Raw genomic sequence first — 18,730 nt, 5'->3', positions numbered from 1 at the left:
TATGCGCGTGATGCCCCAGTCTCCCGACCCTGCCGGACCCGCGCCTGTTCGGTACGGCCTTACGATGGGACGCATGACTGCAACGCCTGCACGCCGTGTCCTGCTCGCCGCTCCCCGTGGCTACTGCGCGGGCGTGGACCGTGCCGTGATCGCCGTCGAGAAGGCCCTGGAGCAGTACGGGGCCCCGATCTACGTGCGCCACGAGATCGTGCACAACAAGTACGTCGTCCAGACGCTGGAGAAGAAGGGCGCGATCTTCGTCGACGTCACGGCGGAGGTCCCCGAAGGGTCCATCGTGATGTTCTCCGCGCACGGGGTCGCGCCGACCGTCCACGCCGAGGCCGCCGAGCGCAAGCTCGCCACCATCGACGCCACGTGCCCGCTGGTGACCAAGGTCCACAAGGAAGCCGTCCGCTTCGCCAAGGAGGACTACGACATCCTCCTGATCGGCCACGAGGGCCACGAGGAAGTCATCGGCACCAGCGGCGAGGCGCCCGACCACATCACGCTGGTCGACGGCCCCGATGACGTCGCCAACGTCTCCGTCCGCGACGAGTCCAAGGTCGTCTGGCTCTCCCAGACGACGCTCTCCGTCGACGAGACGATGGAGACGGTCGACGCACTCAAGGAGAAGTTCCCGAACCTCCTCTCGCCGCCCAGCGACGACATCTGCTACGCCACGCAGAACCGTCAGATCGCGGTGAAGAAGCTCGCCGAGGACGCCGAGCTGGTCATCGTCGTCGGCTCCAAGAACTCCTCGAACTCGATTCGCATGGTCGAGGTCGCCCTCGACGCGGGCGCCCCCGCGGCCCACCTCGTGGACTTCGCCGACGAGATCGACGAGGCCTGGCTGGAGGGCGTCACCACGGTGGGGCTCACCTCGGGTGCCTCCGTCCCCGACGTGCTCGTGGACGGCGTACTCGAATGGCTGGGCGAGCGGGGTTACGCCGACGTCGAGACGGTGAAGACGGCCGACGAGTCGATCACCTTCTCGCTGCCCAAGGAGCTCCGCCGTGACCTGCGGGCCGAGGCGGCGGAACTGTCCGGCAAGTAGCAGCGCACAGGGCCCCGCCTGCCCGTACGGTGGATCGCATGGAGATCTTCGGCGTGGACATCGGCGGCTCTGGGATCAAGGGTGCTCCCGTGGACCTGAACCGCGGAGACCTGGCGCGCGAGCGCCACAAGGTACTGACACCGCATCCGGCCACGCCCGACGGCGTGGCCGGATGCGTGGCCGAGGTGGTCGGCCACTTCGACTGGCAGGGGCCCATCGGGATCACGTTCCCGGGCGTCGTCACGGACGGCGTCACGCGGACCGCCGCCAACGTCGACAAGAGCTGGATCGACACGGACGCCCGCGCCCTCCTCGGTGAGAGGACCGGCCTGCCGGTCACGATCCTCAACGACGCCGACGCGGCCGGAATGGCCGAGATGGCCTTCGGGGCGGGCCGTGGGCGCAAGGGCACGGTCATCGTGCTGACCTTCGGTACGGGCATCGGAAGCGCCGTCTTCACCAACGGACAGCTGGTCCCCAACACCGAGCTCGGCCACCTGGAGCTGCACGGTCACGACGCGGAGAAGCGCGCCTCCACGAAGGCCAAGGAGGACGAGGACCTCAGCTGGCAGCACTGGGCGCACCGGGTGCAGAAGTACCTGGCGCACGTGGAGATGCTGTTCTCGCCCGAGCTCTTCGTCATCGGCGGCGGGGTGAGCCGCAAGGCGGAGAAGTTCCTGCCCCTGATCGAGAAGGTACGGGCCGAGATGGTCCCGGCCGAGCTGCAGAACAACGCGGGCATCGTGGGCGCGGCGATGGCCGCCTCGAAGAGCCCCGGCCCCTGACCGGCCGGGCGGCATTACGCCTGCGGCTGCTGGGGCCGCCGCACACTCTGCACCGCACGCGCGGCCTGGGCCGCGCGGAGCAGGTGCCGCTGACGCATGTGCCGGATCTTGCGGACGCTCGCGATGAGACCGGCGATGAGTGTGCCCCCGTACAGCCAGCCGGCATGGACGGCGAGGGCGGTGACGAGCGCCATCGTCTGTCCGCCGAACCCGCCGGCGCCCCCGGAGATCGGGATCACGCCGACGGCGAAGGCGATCGGCACGCTGATCGGCGCTGTGACCAGGTCGGCGGGCCGCACCCAGAGCGCGGTCAGCGCGCTGACCGGCAGGAACAGCAGCCCGTACACCGTCTCCGAGCTGCCGAACAGCAGCCGGTCGAGGCAGGCCAGCACGAACATGGTCACGGCGGCGAACAGCCCCGCCCCGATGCCGGTCAGCCGGGGATTGGGAAATCTGCGCAGGGCCGTCACGGCGGGTGACGCCGTACGCGGCCGGGCGCCGGGCGCGCCCACCCGGTAGACGGCTGCGGCCTCGCCGATCGTGGCCTGCTGGGACAGCGGGGCCTGCTGCTGGGGCTGCCTGCGCTGCGGGGGTCGTGTCCTGTGCTGCTCCACCAGCACAACGTAGGTCGCGGCACGGGAGGAATCAGGCGTTGGACACGCGCTTTGGCCGAGCTTGGCGTTGAGTTCGATGTCACACGGCCGAAACGCACCCTGTTCGGCCCTGCGGGCGACCCGTGGCTGCTTGGCCGGGCCCGCCCGTAAACTGGACTCTCTCTCCTTCATCCTTACTCCAGGAAGTCGCCAAAGTGTCGCTCACGATCGGAATCGTCGGCCTGCCGAATGTCGGCAAGTCGACCCTGTTCAACGCCCTGACCAAGAACGACGTGCTGGCGGCCAACTACCCGTTCGCCACGATCGAGCCGAACGTGGGCGTCGTGGGCGTCCCGGACCCGCGCCTGAACAAGCTGGCCGAGATCTTCGGCTCGCAGAAGCTGCTCCCCGCCACCGTCGACTTCGTCGACATCGCGGGCATCGTGCGCGGCGCGAGCGAGGGCGAGGGCCTGGGCAACAAGTTCCTCGCGAACATCCGCGAGTCCGACGCGATCTGCCAGGTCATCCGTGCCTTCAAGGACGAGAACGTCGTGCACGTCGACGGCAAGGTCTCGCCGAAGGACGACATCGAGACGATCAACACGGAGCTGATCCTCGCCGACCTCCAGTCCGTCGAGAAGCAGATCCCGCGTCTCCAGAAGGAGTCCCGTCTCCAGAAGGAGAAGGTCGCTGTCCTCGCCGCGGTCGAGGAGGCCCAGAAGATCATGGAGGCCGGCCAGACCCTGTTCTCGGCCGGCATCACCGCGAACACGGAGAAGGGCCGCCTCCTCCACGAGCTCCACCTGCTGACGACGAAGCCGTTCCTCTACGTCTTCAACGTCGACGAGGACGAGCTGGTCGACGAGGACTTCAAGAACGAGCAGCGCGCCCTGGTCGCCCCGGCCGAGGCGATCTTCCTGAACGCCAAGATCGAGTCCGAGCTGATCGAGCTCGACGACGACGAGGCTCTGGAGCTGCTCCAGTCGATGGGCCAGGAGGAGCCCGGCCTGGCCACCCTCGGCCGCGTCGGCTTCGACATCCTGGGCCTCCAGACCTACCTCACGGCAGGCCCCAAGGAGACCCGCGCCTGGACGATCAAGAAGGGCGCGACGGCCCCCGAGGCGGCCGGTGTGATCCACACCGACTTCCAGAAGGGCTTCATCAAGGCGGAGATCATCTCCTTCGACGACCTGGTCGAGACGGGCTCGGTCGCCGAGGCCCGCTCCAAGGGCAAGGCCCGCATGGAGGGCAAGGACTACGTGATGCAGGACGGCGACGTGGTCGAGTTCCGCTTCAACGTGTGAGCGGATCGACCGGCTGCGGATCGATCGGCTTCACGTCGGTGGTCTGACGGACACGTACGTCGGACGGGGCCGGCTCCTTCGGGAGCCGGCCCCGTCCGCTTTCCCTGGCCATCCTGTTCAGCCGGGCGGCCAGGTCGCCGGGCCGGCCCCGGAGGCCGGGTCCGAGGACGGCGCGGGCGCGGAGTCCCCGGGGCGCTCAGCCAGCCGCCAGCGGAGCGAGGAACGCGCCGCGCTCCGGGCCGGAACCGACCACCGAGAGGCATACCAGGTCGCCGGGTGCCAGGGTGCCGGTCTCCTGGTCGGCGTGCAGGAGCGCGATCGTGGAGGGGGCGGCGATGTTGCCGATGGTCCTGGCGTTGCCCGGTGCCTTCTCCGCGGGGATCTCCGCCTCGGCCAGGAACGCGTCGACGAGGAACGGGTGCGCCTGGTGCGTGTAGAGGCGGGTGATCTCCTTGAGATAACCGGGGCGTGCGGCCTCCAGGGCCCGGTGGTTGAGCGTCATGCCGGTGCTGTAGTAGCGGCGGATCTCGGGTGAGTTCATGCCGTACGCGGAGAGCTCGTCCGCTTCCTCGGTCCCCGGCGGGTGGCTGCCGCCGCCGCCGAGGAAGTGGATCAGGGGGTCGGTGACGCCCGGGCCGCCGTCGAAGGACTGGCTGTCGCGGGAGTAGAGCAGGACGCCGTCGGCCTCGGCGCTGCGGCGAAGGACCAGGGCCGCGACTCCGTCGGAGAAGAGGGCGGGGGACGCCCACATGTTCTTGCCGTACGGGTGGGCGGTGTTCTCTGCGTACTGCGGCAGCAGCGTGCCGTCGGGGCCCGTGCTCACGCGGCTCGTGATGTTGTACGCGACGACCAGGGCGCGTTCGGCGCGCATCGCCGAGACGACCGCCGCCGCGCGTGCCAGGCCCCCGCAGCCCGCGCCGAGTTGCACCGGAGGGACGCGGTCGGCGATCCCCAGGCGCCGCATGAGCGCGAAGGCGTCCTGGTCCAGCATCACCTCGTAGGGCGTGCACGTGACAAGGACGACGTCGGTGATGTCGGCCGGGGTGAGACCGGCCTGGTCCATGGCCTGCCGGGCTACGGCGACGACCGGGCCGAGGTGCTCGAAGTGCGCCGGGTCCCAGCTCTTGCCCCGCACGCCGAGCAGCTTCGTGACGGTCGCGCCGCTCAGGTGGCCGCCGGGCCGGTGGCGGTCGGGGACGCGGGCACGCCGGGCCCAGTCGTCCATCCCCACGATGGTTCCCAGGTCCGCGTGGGCGCCGCTGATCTCGTACGGGAACGGCTCGGCGTCCGCCGGAGGGACGAGTGGTGCGGGGCCGGTGGCGGAGAAATCCATGTGAGGGGCATCCCGTTGTTCGGTGGCCGACAGTTCGGCGGGCTTCGGGGGTTGGTTGATTTTCGGTCTTCGGGGCGGCAACTACCAAGTCAGGGGCCCTCATTCGGGTGAAGGGGCGCCGGAGCCACCCGCCTGGACGCGCCGCTTCGCCCGTCCCGTACAGCTGTGCGGACGGGTGCTCCGGAATCACTCGGACGTGGGCGTGTAGGACGGCGAGCCGCTCCGTACCCGGTGACACGATGACCGCTGATCAGCTGGCACGACGGAAGGTTGACCGATGGGCGTCCCGAGTGTTGATTCGATTCCGGAGGCCGCCGGTGCACCGGCGCTCCGGCCCGGGACGGCTGGACACCCCCGCGGCGAAGGGGTTCTCGCCGGGATGCGCGCGGTCGTCACGGGGGGCACCGCCGGGCTCGGCCGGTACATCGCCGAGGGATTCCTCGAAGCGGGGGCGCAGGTCATGTGCGGCGCGAGGGGAGCAGGGCAGACCGGTGAACTCATCGACCGTTACGGCGAGTTCGCCGGATACACCGCGACCGACGTGCGGGAACCCGCTTCCGTCGACGCGCTGATGGCCGGGACGGCCGACCGGTTCGGCGGCGTGGACATCGTCGTCGCCAACGCCGGAATCACCCGCAACGGCACGGTGCGCAAGCTCAGCACGGCGGACTGGCGGGACGTGATGAGCACCAACGTCGACGGCGTGTTCCACACGGTCCAGGCCGCGCTGCCCCATCTCGAACGCGCAGGCGGCGGCACGATCCTGACCCTGTCCTCCGCGATGACCGGCCGGATCGTCCCCGGAGCCAGCGCGTACGTCGCCTCGAAGTCGGCGGTCGAGGCGTTCACCCGCTGCTGCGCGGTGGAGTTCGCCTCCCGCCGGGTCCGGGTGAACTGCCTTTCGCCCGGCATCCTCACCGTGGGCATGGGCGAGGCGGTCTGCGGGGACGAACGGCTGAAGGCGGCGTACTGGCCGCGGCTGCTCGCCGGACGGGCCGGCACGCCGCAGGAGGCCGTCGGCGCGGCGGTGTTCCTGGTCAGCCCGGCCGCCTCGTACATCAACGGGCAGGTCCTCGAAGTGGACGGAGGACTGCTGTGACCGTGCGCGTCACCTACGAGGACGCCGTGGCCTGGGTGTGCCTGGACCGGCCGCCGCTCAACCTCTTCGACACCTCGCAGCAGCTCGCCGCCGAGCTGGCGCTGCGCGAGCTCGAAGCCCGGGAAGGGCTGCGCGCCGTGGTGTTCACCGGAGCCCACGGCCACTTCTCGGCCGGTGGCGACGTGAAGGAGATGGGCACGCTGGCGCCCGGCGAGGCGGCCGGGTACGCCGAGCGGATCAGCCGGCTGACCCGCCAGGTCGCCGCCCTCCCCGTCCCCGTGATCGCCGCGATGGAGGGCTTCGTGCTGGGCGGCGGCTGCGAACTCGCCCTGGCCGCCGACGTACGCGTCTGCGCGCCCACCGCACGCTTCGCGCTTCCCGAGACGCCGCTCGGACTGATCCCCGGCGCCGGAGGCACCCAGCGGCTGCCGCGCCTGATCGGGCTGTCACGGGCGAAGGACATCATCTTCTCCGGGCGCATGGTGCACGCCGACGAGGCGGCCCGTATCGGACTCGTCGACGCCGTCGTCCCCGAGGAGGACCTCACCGGGACGGCGCGCGCCTGGTCGCTCCGCTACACCGCAGGCCCGGCCGCCGCGCTCGCCGCCGCGAAGCAGGCCATGGACGCGGGCATGGCAGCCCCGCTGGAGGAGGGACTCGATCTGGAACGTGCCCTGTTCGAGCCCCTCCTGGCCGCCGGGGAACGTACGGAACACTTCCGCCGCTTCCAGGCGCCACGGGTGGAAGCCGCCGCGTCCGCCGCTCACTGATCCGCGCGACGGGCTCACGGCGCCGGCGCTACCGGGCTGTCGTCACCGTCAGCTCGTCGACGCCCGCGGGCTTCCCGGCATCGGCGGAGGTCACCGTCACCCGTACGTACCTGGCGGCCGTCCCCGGCCGGTACGGCCGCCAGCGGCTGCCTTCGAGCGAGGTGTCCAGCCGGTGCGACTCGGGCCGTACGTCGCTCCATCGCGGGACGAGGGAGGTTACCGCGGCCACCCGGTCCAGGTCCACGGTCAGCGCGCCCTTCGCACCGTCGGGCGACCAGCCCGTCGCCGGGCTGCCGTCCACCGCCGCGGCCGCGTACAGGCCGGGCGTCTCCGAGGTCGCCTCCGCCGGGCGGCACCGCGCCGCGTTGGACGTCGGCGTCAGGTCGGGGCGCCGGGTGGGCAGGGTCAGCGTGGAGGAGAGAAGGCGCGGCCCGGCGGGGGTGTGGACCGTGAACGGAGCGCCGGACGTCAGCCGGACCTCGGTCCGCCGGGCGCCGATGGCCACCTCGTACGTGCGCCCCCGGTGGCGCAGCCCCGTCAGCGTGACGCCCTCGCGCAGCTGCGGCGGCAGCATCGGATCGAGCCGCACCCCGTCCTCACGCAGCCGCAGTCCCGTCAGCCCGTGCGTGAAGACCTGGAGGAAGCCGCCCTTCCCGGTGAGGAAGTCCTCGGCGGGGAAGCCGGAGAGCGGGTCCTGCGCCCCGGACTTCTCGCCGCGCGCCTCCGAGAAGAGGGCGTACGGACCGCGGACGAACGGCCGGACGGCGCGCTGCAGATAGGTGTACGTGGCGCAGCCAGGTTCGCCGATCGTGGCAGCGTCGACGGCGTGCACGGAGTCCGTCATGGCGGGGCCGTCCGGGTCGGTGCGCGCGGCGTAGTGGTCGAGGGTGGCGGCGGCCGCTCCCGGCTCCATCGGCCACTCCAGCGGATAGATCAGCAGGGCGGTGTCGGCCTGCTTGATGGTCGAGCCGTTGTAGCCCGCGTACTGCAGGAAGATCTTTTGCCGCGGGTCGTACGGAATGCGCAGGCCCTCCGCGAGCCGCTTCCAGGCGGCGGGCGCCGGGCGGCCGAGCAGCTCGGCCGCGCGGGTGGCGTGGCGCAGGGCCGTGGCGGCGCCGGCGTTGGTGAAGACGCCGTCGGTGACACCGTTGCTGTACTCGTCGGGCCCCGCCACGTTCTTCACGGAGTAGCTGCCGTCGTCGTTCGCGGTGGCGCGCGACTGCCAGAAGTCGGCGATGCCCCTCAGGAGCGGCCAGCCGCGCCCGGCCAGCCACTCGCGGTCCCCTGTGGCCAGGTAGTACTGCCAGACGGCGAGGGCGATATCGCCCTGGAGGTGGTTCTGCGTCAGGCAGTGCGGCGGGTCCCAGCTCTGGCACTCGGAGTCCAGCCGCCCCTCGCTCGCACTCGTCCAGGGGTAGAACAGCCCCCGATAGCCGAGCTTCCGGGCATTCTCCGCGGCGGCCCCACGGGTCCGGTAGCGGTACTCGACGACGGAGCGGGCCAGTTCCGGATGGGTCGTGAGCAGCGCCGGGTACATCCAGGTCTCGGCGTCCCAGAACACCATGCCGGCGTAGTTGTCGCTGGTCAGACCGGCCGGAGCGATGCTGTCCGATGAGCCGGGGCGGGTGTTGGCGAGCAGCCCGTACCGCGCGGCCCGCAGCCGGCCCTGGAGTTCGGGGCTGCCCGGTACGGCGATGTCGGCGGACCAGGCCTCACGCCAGGCGGCGGCGTTGGCGGCGTACACACCCGGCCAGCCGCGCCGGGCGGCACGGTGGGCGGCGGCGCCGGCCGAGGCGAGCGGATCGCGGGAGGTGAGGGCGGTGTCGATCCCCACGTACTTCTCGAAGGTGTACGTGCGCCCGCTGCGTACGGGCGTGGCCCGTGGTCCGGGGGTCCCGGACGGGGTCCGCAGCGTCTGGACGGCCCCCTGACCGCGCCGCATCGCCTGGACGACGGCCCCCTCCGTACCGCTGCCCAGGGTGCGGAAGGTGCCGTCATCCTCCACCGTGACCCGGCGCGCACCACGGCTGTCCAGGCGGCAGGTCACCGTCGCCTCGCCGTTCCAGTGCGGGGTCATCCGCAGCCGTACGGCGCCGGTGTGGACGTCGGAGCGGTCGGCCAGGACCTCGTAGGTCAGGTCGGTGGCGCGTCCGTCGGCGGTGGTCCAGCGCAGCGAGGTGACGACCACGCCGCAGCGCAGGAGGACCGTCTGGCGGTAGTGCGAGACGCGGCCGGCCGGAGTGCCGGAGCCGTAGGTCTCCTTGCCGACGCGTACGTCCAGTGTCGTCCAGCTCGGCAGGGCGGCGATCACGTCGCGGCCCTCGGCGGTGTTCTCGTCGCGGGCGTACAGCCCGGACACGAAGGCGCCGTCGTAGCGCGGGGTGAACAGCGGCCACCCCGTCTTCTCGCCCGTCGCCGCGTATCCGGCGCCCGTCGAGGGCACGCGGTGGCCCAGATAGCCGTTGCCGACATAGGGGTCGTATCCGTCGGCTTCGCCGAACCGGGTGGAGGTCTGCGCCCAGGAGGAGTCATCGCCGTGCGGGGGCGCACAGGCCGCTGCCGGTGGTGATCCTGGGTGGGCGGCCGCGTGGGAGAGGGGTGGCAGGGGCGCGATCAGAGTGCCCGCGACCAAGGACGTCAGGAGAGAGATGCGCGAGAGTCTCACCGTACGAAGGTAGGGAACCGGGCGGCGCGGCCGGGTGTACGGCGCGCGTGGCGGGCCGCCGTCCTCGGAAGGACCGGGGCGGACCCGCGGGCAGGACCGGGGCCGACCTGGGCAGGGCCCGGGACCCGCGTCGCGCGGGCTGCCGTGCGGTCGAAGGAGGAGAGGGCCGCGTTCTTCATCGGGCGCGACACCTCCTGGACCGGCGGCCGACCTGCGGTCAGCGTGGCTCGGCCGTGCCGGACTTGAGCCCGGCGCCGCACAGCGGCACGACCACGCTGCGGTCGGTCCAGTCGCCCACGGCGGCCCAGCAGGCGACCCCGGTCGTCTCCACGTAGAAGCCGCGGGCGGCCAGATCCAGTTGCGCGCCGGCGATGCGGTCCTCCGGCACGGTGAGGAACGTGCCGCCCGACGCGCGTACGGCCGCCAGGATCTGGCGGGCGCGCGGCGGGCGGGGAATGGCGATGCCCTCGGCGAGCGTGGGGGCGGCGGGTGCGTCGCCCGCGCCGTCGAGCAGGTCGTCGGCGCCGGCCCGGAAGGCGGCGGCCAGCGGGGACACGGCCTGCGCCTGCACGGCGATCAGGGCGGGGCGCCGGTCGATCAGACCCTGGGCGAGCAGTTCCCCGGTGGCGAGGGCGGCGCCGAGCAGGAGCGTCCCGTTGCCGACGGGGACGGCGATGGCGTCCGGCAGGCTGCCGCCCAGGTCCTCCCACATCTCGTACACGTAGGTCTTGGTGCCGTGCAGGAAGTACGGGTTGTAGACGTGCGAGGCGTAGAAGGTGCCCGGAGCGTCCGCGGCGGCGCGGGCGGCCAGCGCGGTGGCCTCGCGGCCGCCCGGCACGGTCCGCAGGCCGGCGCCGTGGGCCCGGATCTGCTCGGTCTTCTTCGGGGACGTCCCCTCGGGGACGTACACGGTGCAGGGCAGCCCGGCCCGGGCGCAGTAGGCGGCGACGGCTGTGCCGGCGTTGCCGCTGCTGTCGGCCACCACGCGTTCGGGGTTCAGCCGGCTCGCGAGCTCGGCGAGCATCACGGCACCGCGGTCCTTGAAGGAGAGCGTCGGCATGAGGAAGTCGAGCTTGGCCGAGACCGTACCGGTGAGCGGGACGAGCGGCGTGCGGCCCTCGCCGAGGGTGGTCGTCGGGGCGGCGAGCGGCAATACCTCTTCGTAACGCCACAGTGAATTGACGCGCCTGCTCAGGGAGTTGACGGACAGCGGCTCGGTGATGCGGAAGTCGAGGTCCCAGGGGCCGCGGCACACCGGACAACACCAGGTCAGCGAGGTCGTATCGGCCCGGGTGCCGTCCCGCGGACAGAGGTAGGTGGTCATGGCAGTCAGCATGGCAGGGGTATGACGGGTGAATGTCGGGTGCACGGCGATTCCCAAGGCACCCTTGTGCGATTCCTATGGATGGGTCAATCTTTCGTCGGCAGCAGGTCATGCCGACCCCCGGAGCAGCGCGCACGTCGCGGTGCTGCGATGGCTGGATTGACATGTCCATGCTGCATATCCCCACCAGGGCACCGCCGATGAGGAGGACCCCTCACATGCGTCACACCCCCTACACCCGTCGAAGACTGGCCGCGGCGAGCGTCATAGCCGGTGCCGCCATGGCACTCACCACCGCGGCGGCCTTCCCCGCCACCGCGTCGGAGGCCGCGCCGGAAGGCCGGATCGAGAACGCGGGCGCCCCCGGCGCCATCAGCGGCAGCTACATCGTCACCCTCGACGAATCGGCGGCCGACGCGAGTTCCGCGGCCGGCAAGGCCCTCGCCAAGGAGTACGGCGCCGAGATCAAGAAGACCTACCGCGCCGCCCTCAACGGCTACGCCGTCGAGCTCTCCGCCGCGCAGGCCAAGAAGTTCGCCGCGGACCCGGCCGTCGAGTCGGTCGTCCAGAACCGCACCTTCACGATCTCGGCAACCCAGCCCTCGCCGCCCTCGTGGGGCCTGGACCGGATCGATCAGAAGGCCCTCCCGCTGAACCAGAGCTACACCTACCCCGACACGGCGGGCCAGGGTGTCACGGCGTACATCATCGACACCGGTGTGCGGATCAGCCACAGCGACTTCGGCGGCCGGGCCTCCTACGGATTCGACGCCGTCGACAACGACAACACCGCGCAGGACGGCAACGGCCACGGCACCCACGTCGCGGGCACCGTCGCCGGAACCGCGTACGGCGTCGCCAAGAAGGCGAAGATCGTCGGCGTCCGCGTCCTCGACAACGCCGGATCCGGCACCACCGCGGGCGTCGTCGCGGGCATCGACTGGGTGACGGCCAACGCCGTCAAGCCGGCCGTCGCCAACATGAGCCTCGGCGGCGGGGCGGACAGCGTGCTCGACGCCGCCGTCCGCAACTCCATCGCCTCCGGCATCACCTACGCCGTGGCGGCGGGCAACGAGTCGACCAACGCCTCCACCAAGTCCCCGGCGCGCGTCACCGAGGCCATCACCGTCGGCTCCACCACGAGCACCGACGCCCGCTCCAGCTTCTCCAACTACGGCACGGTGGTGGACCTGTTCGCCCCGGGTTCCTCGATCAAGTCGACGTGGAACACGGGCGACACCGCCACCAACACCATCTCCGGTACGTCGATGGCGAGCCCGCACGTGGCCGGCGCCGCCGCCCTCTACCTCGCGGCCAACCCGGGCCAGACCCCCGCGCAGGTCTCGGCCGGCCTGGTCGCGGCCTCCTCGACCGGTGTGGTGACGAACCCGGGCACCGGCTCGCCGAACCGGCTGCTGAACGTCGGCAGCGGCACGGTCACGCCGCCCGGGCCGAAGTTCGAGAACACGACCGGCTACGCGATCGCGGACAACGCCACGGTCGAGGCCCCGGTCACCGTCACCGGTGTCGCCGGTAACGCTCCGGCCGCGCTGAGCGTGCCGGTCAACATCACGCACACGTACATCGGTGACCTGAAGATCGACCTGGTCGCGCCCGACGGTTCGGTCTACACCCTGAAGGCGTACGGGACCGGCGGCAGCGCCGACAACGTGAACACCACCTACTCGGTGAACGCGTCGTCGGAGGTCGCCAACGGCACCTGGAAGCTCCGCGTCAGCGACAACGCGGCAGCCGACACGGGCCGCCTCAACTCCTGGGCCCTGCAGTTCTGATGAGCTGAGCGGTTCCGGGTCCCGCTGATCGGTTCCGGAATCCCGCCGGACGAGTGTGGGGCGGTTGCCACCGGCAGCCGCCCCACACCGTTCTCGGCTCAGCGTCCGTTGAGACCGCTGTCGACCGCCCTCATCAGCTCGCCGTCGTCCGTGTCCCCGTCCAGGGACCAGAACATCGCACCGCCGAGACCGTGGTCACGGACGTACGAGGTCTTGGCGCGCAGGACCTGAGGGTCGTCGTACGTCCACAGGGTGGTGCCGTCGAACAGCCAGGCGTGGCCGTTCCGCGCGTCCCTGTGGACCGTGTACGTTCCCGATTCGGCCAGCTTCTTCAGCGCCTTGTAGTCCTCGTACCCGGCGGCCCAGGTGGCCGGAGCGGGGGCCGCGGCGGGCTGTCCGAGCCCGTCACCGCCGCCCGTCACACCGGTCCAGCCCTGCCCGTAGAACGGCATGCCCACCACGAGCTTGCGGGCGGGCGCGCCACGCCTGATCCAGTCGCGGACGGTCTGGTCGACGCTGAAATCGCCCTTCGCGTACAGCGCGGACTGCTGGGCGGTGTCCTTCTCGCCGGAGACGTGGAAGTCGTATCCCTGAAGGTTCACGAAATCGAAGTCCCGCATGATCCGGCGGACGTCGAAGCCCGCGTCGATCTTGGCGGGGGCGGTGGGCACGAAGGCCGACAGCTCGTAGTGCCTCGGCTTGGTGTGCCGCGCGGAGCTGCGGGCGTACGCGTCGAGCTGGGTGCGGAACTCATGGACCAGCGCGGTGAAGTTCCGCTTGTCCTCGGGACGGTAGACCGTGTCCGTGTCGCCGGCCGAGCCGGGCCACTCCCAGTCCAGGTCCACCCCGTCGAAGAGGCCCGCCGCGGCCCCCTCGCCACCACGTGCGCCGTCGGCCGGGAGGTTCCCCTTGATGTACAGGTCGAGGCAGGAGGAGACCAGGGCCCTGCGGGAAGCGGCGGTCCGGGCCGCGTCGGAGAAGTGCGTGGACCAGCTCCAGCCGCCGAGGGAGATCATCACCTTCAGCCGGGGGTGCTTGGCCTTCAGCTCGCGCAGCTGGTTGAAGTTGCCCGCGAGGGGCTGGGCGTCCGTGTCCGCGACGCCGTCCACGGAGCCCGCGGCGTCCAGCGGACGGGCGTAGTCCGCCCAGGCGTCGGCCTCGCCGGGGATGTTGCCGGTGAAGCACTTGCCGTCGGCGTTCACGTTGCCGAAGGCGTAGTTGATGTGGGTGAGCCTGGCGGCGGCGCCGCTCGTGTCCAGGTCCTTGACCTGGAAGTCGCGGCCGTAGACGCCCCATTGGGTGAAGTAGCCGACACTCCGGTAGGCGGGCTTGTGGTGCGCGGTGTCCCGGCCCCGCTCGGAGCCTGCCGTGGCGGCGGGGGCGATTCCGGCGAGCAGGGTGAGGGTGCAGGCGGCAACGGTCAGTCTGGACAGGCTTCTTCGACGCATGAGGCTCGTTCCTGTGCGTGGGGCGGGTCGGGGCGGGGCGAGAGCCGTGCTGCACAGGAAGGTATTGGTCTGGACCAAATGGGGTCAAGGGTGCGGGAGTTGCGGGCTGCCCGCCGGGGCAGGGATTGGCCGGGACTCACGTGGTGCCGATGTTCGAGATATGCGTCGAGCGGTTGTGAATCATCACTTCGGGTGAAACTTTGGCCAGCGCTTGCGGTTCACAACCGACGGTTGCGACGCTGTCGCAGTCTGTCAACCTGTTGGGAGTGGCCTGTGACTTTCGGTGAGCAGCCCGCCTATCTGCGCGTTGCGAGCGATCTCAGAGAGAAGATCGCCAACGGCGCTCTGCCGCCTCATACCCGCCTGCCGTCGCAGGCCCGGATCCGCGAGGAATACGGAGTCTCGGACACCGTCGCCCTGGAGGCGCGCAAAGTACTGATGGCCGAAGGGCTGGTGGAGGGACGCTCCGGCTCCGGCACCTATGTGCGCGAGCGGCCCGTCCCGCGCCGGATCGCGCGCTCCGGCTACCGGACGGGCGCCGGCGCCAACCCCTTCCGCCAGGAGCAGACGGCGGAGGGCGCGCGAGGCACCTGGGAGTCGCGCAGCGAGCAGGAGGAGGCGAGCCCGGAGATCGCCGAGCGGCTCGGCGTCGAACCGGGCGACCGGGTGATGCGTACGAGATACGTCTTCCGGGAGGCCGGCGAGCCGATGATGCTCTCCACGTCGTGGGAGCCGCTGGCGATCACGGGACGGACGCCGGTGATGCTGCCCGAGGAGGGGCCGCTGGGCGGCTGCGGGGTGGTCGACCGGATGGCGGCCATCGATGTCGTCGTGGACAACGTGGCCGAGGACGTCGGCGCGAGGCCGGGGCTGGCGGAGGAGCTCCTGGCGCTCGGCGGCGTACCGGGCCATGTGGTGATGGTGGTCGAGCGCACCTACTACGCCTCGGGCCGCGCCGTCGAGACGGCGGACGTCGTCGTGCCCGCCGACCGCTACCGGATCGCCTATCACCTGCCGGTCAGATGAGCCCGGCCGCCCGTCGGTCCGGCTGATCGCGGACCCCGCAGGGACGGGTTCCTGTCGGGTGACCGGTATCCGAACGGCTTGTCCGCCGCTCGTGACGCCGAGTTAACGCCCCCTCGGGTCCCGTTACGCACGGGCAACCACCGCCAGCGACAAGTTGTCATGTCCGGCTCCTAACTTCCCGTTCGTCACCCGCACTCCGGACCGACGAACGGGAAGCCGCCGATGACGGACACAGCCACCCCCACCACGGCCGATGCGGCGGATCCTGGCGCGCCGGGATCGCCCGGAGCGCCCCGGCGCAGCTACGCGAGGCTCGCGGCGGACGAGAGCCGTGAGGACTACTCGCTGCGCTACGCGCCGCACTCCTTCCGCCGCTGGTCGCCCTCGATGGTCGCGGGCACCGCGCTCGGCGGCATCGCCTATCTCGCGGACTTCGCCATCGGGGCCTCGATCGTCTTCACCTACGGCTTCACCAGCGGGTTCGCCTCGATCCTCGCCGCCGCCGTGATCATCTTCGTGACCGGTATCCCCATCGCCCGCGCCTGCGCGAAGTACGGGCTCGACATGGATCTGGTCACGCGGGGCGCCGGCTTCGGTTACTTCGGCTCGACGCTCACCTCGCTGATCTACGCGTCCTTCACCTTCATCTTCTTCGCGCTCGAAGGCTCGATCATGGCGCAGGCCATGCACCAGGCGGTCGGGCTTCCCGTGGAGATCGGCTATCTGGTCACCACGCTGATCGTCATCCCGATCGTGTTCCGCGGCATGGGCGCTCTGGCCAGGGTGCAGGCGTGGACCCAGCCGGTCTGGATCATCGGCATGGTCCTGCCGTTCGTGATCCTCGCCTTCGAGGCCCCCGAAGCCTGGGGCGACTTCGCCTCCTTCGGCGGCACCGAGGGTGCCGGTCCCGGCTTCTCCTGGATCGCCTTCGGGCTCGGCACGGGGGTCGCGCTCTCGCTCATCGCCCAGATCGGTGAGCAGGCCGACTATCTGCGCTTCATGCCGGCCAGGACGGAGGCCAACAAGCGGCGGTGGAATCTCGCCGTTCTCGCGGCCGGTCCCGGCTGGGTGATCATCGGAGCCGCGAAGCAGCTCGGCGGGGCGCTGCTCGCCTTCGTCGCGCTGGAGGCGGTCGGCAAGACGCACGCGCTGGAGCCGATCGCCCCGCAGATCGAGGCACTGAAGCCGTGGCTCGGCTCCTTCGCCCTGCCCGCCGCCGCGCTCTTCGTGATCGTCTCCCAGGTCAAGATCAACGTGACCAACGCCTACAGCGGCTCGCTGTCCTGGTCGAACTTCTTCTCCCGGATCACCCACAGGCACCCGGGTCGTGTCTGGTACATCTTCCTCAACCTCGCCATCGCGCTCACGCTGATGGAGATGAACATGTTCGCGGCGCTGAACAAGCTGCTGGGGTTCTACTCCAACGTGGGCATCGCCTGGATCGTGGCCGTCGCGGCCGACCTGGTCATCAACAAGCGGATCGGGCTCAGCCCGCCGTACATCGAGTTCAAGCGCGCCTACCTGTACGCGGTGAACCCGGCGGGATTCGGGGCGATGGTGATCGCCTCGACCGTCTCGATCCTGGCCTTCTTCGGGCTCTTCGGGGAGTACGCGGAAGCGTTCTCCACCTTCATCGCGGCGGGACTGTCGCTCACGCTCTGCCCCTTGATCGCGTGGATCACCAGGGGGAAGTACTACCTGGCGCGCCCCAACCCCGTGAACGGGCCGGACGTCGAGGTCCCCGACATCACCGCCACCCACGTGTGCGCGGTGTGCGAGACCGCGTACGAGCTGCCGGACATCGCCGACTGCCCGGTCCACGCGGGACCGGTCTGCTCGCTGTGCTGCTCGCTGGACGCGGAGTGCGGGGACGCCTGCCGGAAGAAACCGTCCGCGGGACCGGTGCCGCTGCCTCTGCCGGTGACGCGTACGCAGGGGTGAGGAGGAGGCCGCCACGGTCCGCGGTCCGCCGAAACGGGCGCGTCGGGGGTCCCGGGGGGGCGCATCCGAAAGGTGCGCCCCTGCACGTATGGCTGGATGCGTATCTCTTTGTGCAAACACGCATCCGCTGAGTAAAGGTCAGGCGTACGCTCGGGCATATGCGTACTGCGGTTTCCTGGGGATCCTTAGAGACGTGCACTCCGGTGGGGAGAGGGGCAACATGCTCGGGAGGGACACGATGAGCGACAGCGGCGCCGTGCTCCCTTGGCTGGTGATACGGCAGGACGACAACGGGAATCGCTACCGCGTCGGCAGGTATGCCACGCAGGACGAGGCCCAGAAGATCGCGGACGGCCTCGACAGCCGCGGACACAAGCAGCTGTACTGGGTCGAGCGCGTGGGACAGAGCGCCCGACCGTAACGGGGGGTATTTCCCGGCCCGTCCCCGGAGGGGCCCGGCATCTCCCGGGCCCCTCCGGGACGGCTACGCTCCCGCGTATGAACGCTTCCGTGGTGGTGGCCGGCGCCGTCTTCGACCAGGGACGGCTGCTGGCCGCGCGCCGCAGCGCCCCGCCCGAGCTGGCCGGTCGCTGGGAGCTGCCCGGCGGCAAGGTGGAGCCGGGGGAGAGCGGCGAGCAGGCGCTCGTCCGGGAACTCCGCGAGGAACTGGGTGTCGAGTCGCGGGCACTTGAGCGCCTTCCCGGCGAGTGGCCGCTCAAGCCCGGATATGTGCTCCAGGTGTGGACGGTGGCCCTGGTGTCCGGCGAGCCGCGTGCCCTCCAGGACCACGACGCACTGCGCTGGCTCGCGCCCGACGAGGTGGACGAAGTCGACTGGCTGGACCAGGACCGGCCCGCCGTCGCCGAGGCGGCGCACCGCCTGCGGGCCGCTGCCCGCCGCTGAGTCGCACGCGCATACGTCGCCCCGATGACGTGCCGGCGTACACCCGTACGCCCTATGCGCCGCCGAGGGCGGTAGTTCACGACGAATGACGGGTATGTGCTGGTTGTTCCCATTTATTCGGGAATGTCCTCTGCTGGTCTTGGGAAGTGATCGGCGTGATCGACACCGACGACTGTGCCGCCTGGACCTTTCCGGCGGATCCGGGCTCCGTGCGCAGCGCCCGGCATGCGGTTCGTGACGCCTTGAGTGCATGGGGACTCGACGGTGCGCTCGCCGATGTGACCGAACTGCTCGTCAGCGAGTTGGTGACCAATTCCCTGCGCTACGCCTCCGGGCCCATCGGTGTCCGGCTGGTGAGACCTCCCTCCGAAGGGGCCGTCGAGGCCCACGGTCCGTCTCCGTCCGGACCTCCCGCACCGCCCGGACTGCTGGTGGAAGTCTCCGATCCGCTTCCGGATGTGCCCACCGAACGCAGCGCGGGACCGAACGACGAAGGCGGGCGCGGACTGCAGTTGGTGGCCAGTTCTGCTCGCCGCTGGGGGACCCGGCGGGGAAAGAGTGGCAAGACGGTGTGGTTCGAGCTGGCTCTCCCTGGTTAGGAGTGGGGTGGGACGCACAGCGATCACCAGAGGTCGGGAAGAACCTGGCTGAAAGGGACTGAGACCTTGCTGTGATCGTGAACGCCGTGTCGG

Annotated in this window: 16 protein-coding genes; 11 read left to right on the top strand and 5 right to left on the bottom strand. The window is 70.8% G+C overall.

All coding sequences use genetic code 11. The annotated features are described in order from the left end of the window. The first annotated feature begins 64 nt into the window (after positions 1-64). A complete protein-coding gene (locus tag AB0C82_RS03095) occupies positions 65-1,054 on the top strand; it encodes a 4-hydroxy-3-methylbut-2-enyl diphosphate reductase (RefSeq protein WP_362835697.1) in 990 nt (329 codons plus the stop codon). 38 nt (positions 1,055-1,092) lie between these two features. Further along, positions 1,093-1,839, top strand: a complete 747-nt coding sequence (gene ppgK, locus AB0C82_RS03090; protein ID WP_362835695.1) for a polyphosphate--glucose phosphotransferase — start codon at positions 1,093-1,095, stop codon at positions 1,837-1,839. Positions 1,840-1,853: 14 nt separating this feature from the next. On the opposite strand, the gene AB0C82_RS03085 is transcribed toward ppgK, so the two are convergent. After that, complete coding sequence (locus tag AB0C82_RS03085; protein ID WP_362837005.1) at positions 1,854-2,351, bottom strand: DUF6542 domain-containing protein; 498 nt, start codon at positions 2,349-2,351, stop codon at positions 1,854-1,856. A gap of 296 nt (positions 2,352-2,647) precedes the next feature. Here AB0C82_RS03085 and ychF point away from each other — a divergent pair, with 296 nt between their 5' ends. Further along, positions 2,648-3,736: a redox-regulated ATPase YchF gene (gene ychF / locus AB0C82_RS03080; protein ID WP_362835693.1), complete on the top strand. Its 1,089-nt coding sequence runs from the start codon at positions 2,648-2,650 to the stop codon at positions 3,734-3,736. A gap of 196 nt (positions 3,737-3,932) precedes the next feature. Here the strand turns inward: ychF and AB0C82_RS03075 are convergent, their stop codons facing one another. Continuing rightward, entirely contained in the window at positions 3,933-5,069 is a 1,137-nt protein-coding gene (locus tag AB0C82_RS03075; RefSeq protein ID WP_362835691.1) for a 3-oxoacyl-[acyl-carrier-protein] synthase III C-terminal domain-containing protein, read from the bottom strand. 379 nt (positions 5,070-5,448) lie between these two features. Between AB0C82_RS03075 and AB0C82_RS03070 the strand changes: the two genes are divergently transcribed. After that, positions 5,449-6,168 carry an SDR family oxidoreductase gene (locus tag AB0C82_RS03070; RefSeq protein ID WP_362835689.1) on the top strand — a complete coding sequence of 240 codons (720 nt, stop codon included), beginning with the start codon at positions 5,449-5,451 and terminating at the stop codon, positions 6,166-6,168. Continuing rightward, positions 6,165-6,938, top strand: coding sequence for an enoyl-CoA hydratase/isomerase family protein (locus AB0C82_RS03065; RefSeq protein ID WP_362835687.1), 774 nt, complete (start codon positions 6,165-6,167; stop codon positions 6,936-6,938). The genes AB0C82_RS03070 and AB0C82_RS03065 overlap by 4 nt, the downstream gene beginning before the upstream one ends. A 28-nt stretch (positions 6,939-6,966) precedes the next feature. Here AB0C82_RS03065 and AB0C82_RS03060 read toward each other — a convergent pair whose 3' ends face one another. Together AB0C82_RS03060 and AB0C82_RS03055 are read right to left on the bottom strand one after the other, a co-directional pair. Then, positions 6,967-9,603: a discoidin domain-containing protein gene (locus AB0C82_RS03060; RefSeq protein ID WP_362835685.1), complete on the bottom strand. Its 2,637-nt coding sequence runs from the start codon at positions 9,601-9,603 to the stop codon at positions 6,967-6,969. 217 nt (positions 9,604-9,820) lie between these two features. Beyond that, positions 9,821-10,927 carry a threonine synthase gene (locus AB0C82_RS03055; RefSeq protein WP_362835683.1) on the bottom strand — a complete coding sequence of 369 codons (1,107 nt, stop codon included), beginning with the start codon at positions 10,925-10,927 and terminating at the stop codon, positions 9,821-9,823. Between the two features lie 218 nt (positions 10,928-11,145). On the opposite strand from AB0C82_RS03055, the gene AB0C82_RS03050 reads away from it, so the two are divergent. Continuing rightward, entirely contained in the window at positions 11,146-12,720 is a 1,575-nt protein-coding gene (locus AB0C82_RS03050) for a S8 family peptidase (protein ID WP_362835681.1), read from the top strand. Positions 12,721-12,818: 98 nt separating this feature from the next. Here AB0C82_RS03050 and AB0C82_RS03045 read toward each other — a convergent pair whose 3' ends face one another. After that, the gene (locus AB0C82_RS03045) at positions 12,819-14,168 is read right to left on the bottom strand and encodes a glycoside hydrolase family 18 protein (protein ID WP_362835679.1); all 1,350 of its coding nucleotides are present in this window, start codon (positions 14,166-14,168) and stop codon (positions 12,819-12,821) included. A gap of 273 nt (positions 14,169-14,441) precedes the next feature. On the opposite strand from AB0C82_RS03045, the gene AB0C82_RS03040 reads away from it, so the two are divergent. The 5 genes from AB0C82_RS03040 (at position 14,442) to AB0C82_RS03020 (ending at position 18,637) form a co-directional block, all read left to right on the top strand. Further along, the gene (locus AB0C82_RS03040; protein WP_362835677.1) at positions 14,442-15,194 is read left to right on the top strand and encodes a GntR family transcriptional regulator; all 753 of its coding nucleotides are present in this window, start codon (positions 14,442-14,444) and stop codon (positions 15,192-15,194) included. A 222-nt stretch (positions 15,195-15,416) separates the two neighbouring features. Next, the gene (locus tag AB0C82_RS03035; protein WP_362835675.1) at positions 15,417-17,135 is read left to right on the top strand and encodes a hypothetical protein; all 1,719 of its coding nucleotides are present in this window, start codon (positions 15,417-15,419) and stop codon (positions 17,133-17,135) included. A 220-nt stretch (positions 17,136-17,355) separates the two neighbouring features. Beyond that, complete coding sequence (locus AB0C82_RS03030; RefSeq protein ID WP_362835673.1) at positions 17,356-17,556, top strand: SPOR domain-containing protein; 201 nt, start codon at positions 17,356-17,358, stop codon at positions 17,554-17,556. A gap of 77 nt (positions 17,557-17,633) precedes the next feature. Continuing rightward, positions 17,634-18,038, top strand: coding sequence for a (deoxy)nucleoside triphosphate pyrophosphohydrolase (locus AB0C82_RS03025; RefSeq protein WP_362835672.1), 405 nt, complete (start codon positions 17,634-17,636; stop codon positions 18,036-18,038). Between the two features lie 146 nt (positions 18,039-18,184). Next, entirely contained in the window at positions 18,185-18,637 is a 453-nt protein-coding gene (locus AB0C82_RS03020) for an ATP-binding protein (RefSeq protein WP_362835670.1), read from the top strand. Positions 18,638-18,730 lie beyond the last annotated feature (93 nt).

Origin of the sequence: Streptomyces sp. NPDC048560 (assembly GCF_040650955.1) — a bacterium.
Classification (GTDB): Bacteria; Actinomycetota; Actinomycetes; order Streptomycetales; family Streptomycetaceae; genus Streptomyces.
This window is presented reverse-complemented; position numbering and strand designations above follow the sequence as displayed.

Coding starts and splice junctions, on each gene's coding strand:
- AB0C82_RS03095 (WP_362835697.1), top strand. CDS start 65: ATGGGACGCATGACTGCAACGCCTGCACGCCGTGTCCTGCTCGCCGCT.
- AB0C82_RS03075 (WP_362835691.1), bottom strand. CDS start 5,069: ATGGATTTCTCCGCCACCGGCCCCGCACCACTCGTCCCTCCGGCGGAC.
- AB0C82_RS03045 (WP_362835679.1), bottom strand. CDS start 14,168: ATGCGTCGAAGAAGCCTGTCCAGACTGACCGTTGCCGCCTGCACCCTC.
- AB0C82_RS03050 (WP_362835681.1), top strand. CDS start 11,146: ATGCGTCACACCCCCTACACCCGTCGAAGACTGGCCGCGGCGAGCGTC.
- ppgK (WP_362835695.1), top strand. CDS start 1,093: ATGGAGATCTTCGGCGTGGACATCGGCGGCTCTGGGATCAAGGGTGCT.
- AB0C82_RS03055 (WP_362835683.1), bottom strand. CDS start 10,927: ATGACCACCTACCTCTGTCCGCGGGACGGCACCCGGGCCGATACGACC.
- AB0C82_RS03035 (WP_362835675.1), top strand. CDS start 15,417: ATGACGGACACAGCCACCCCCACCACGGCCGATGCGGCGGATCCTGGC.
- AB0C82_RS03025 (WP_362835672.1), top strand. CDS start 17,634: ATGAACGCTTCCGTGGTGGTGGCCGGCGCCGTCTTCGACCAGGGACGG.
- AB0C82_RS03030 (WP_362835673.1), top strand. CDS start 17,356: ATGCTCGGGAGGGACACGATGAGCGACAGCGGCGCCGTGCTCCCTTGG.
- AB0C82_RS03070 (WP_362835689.1), top strand. CDS start 5,449: ATGCGCGCGGTCGTCACGGGGGGCACCGCCGGGCTCGGCCGGTACATC.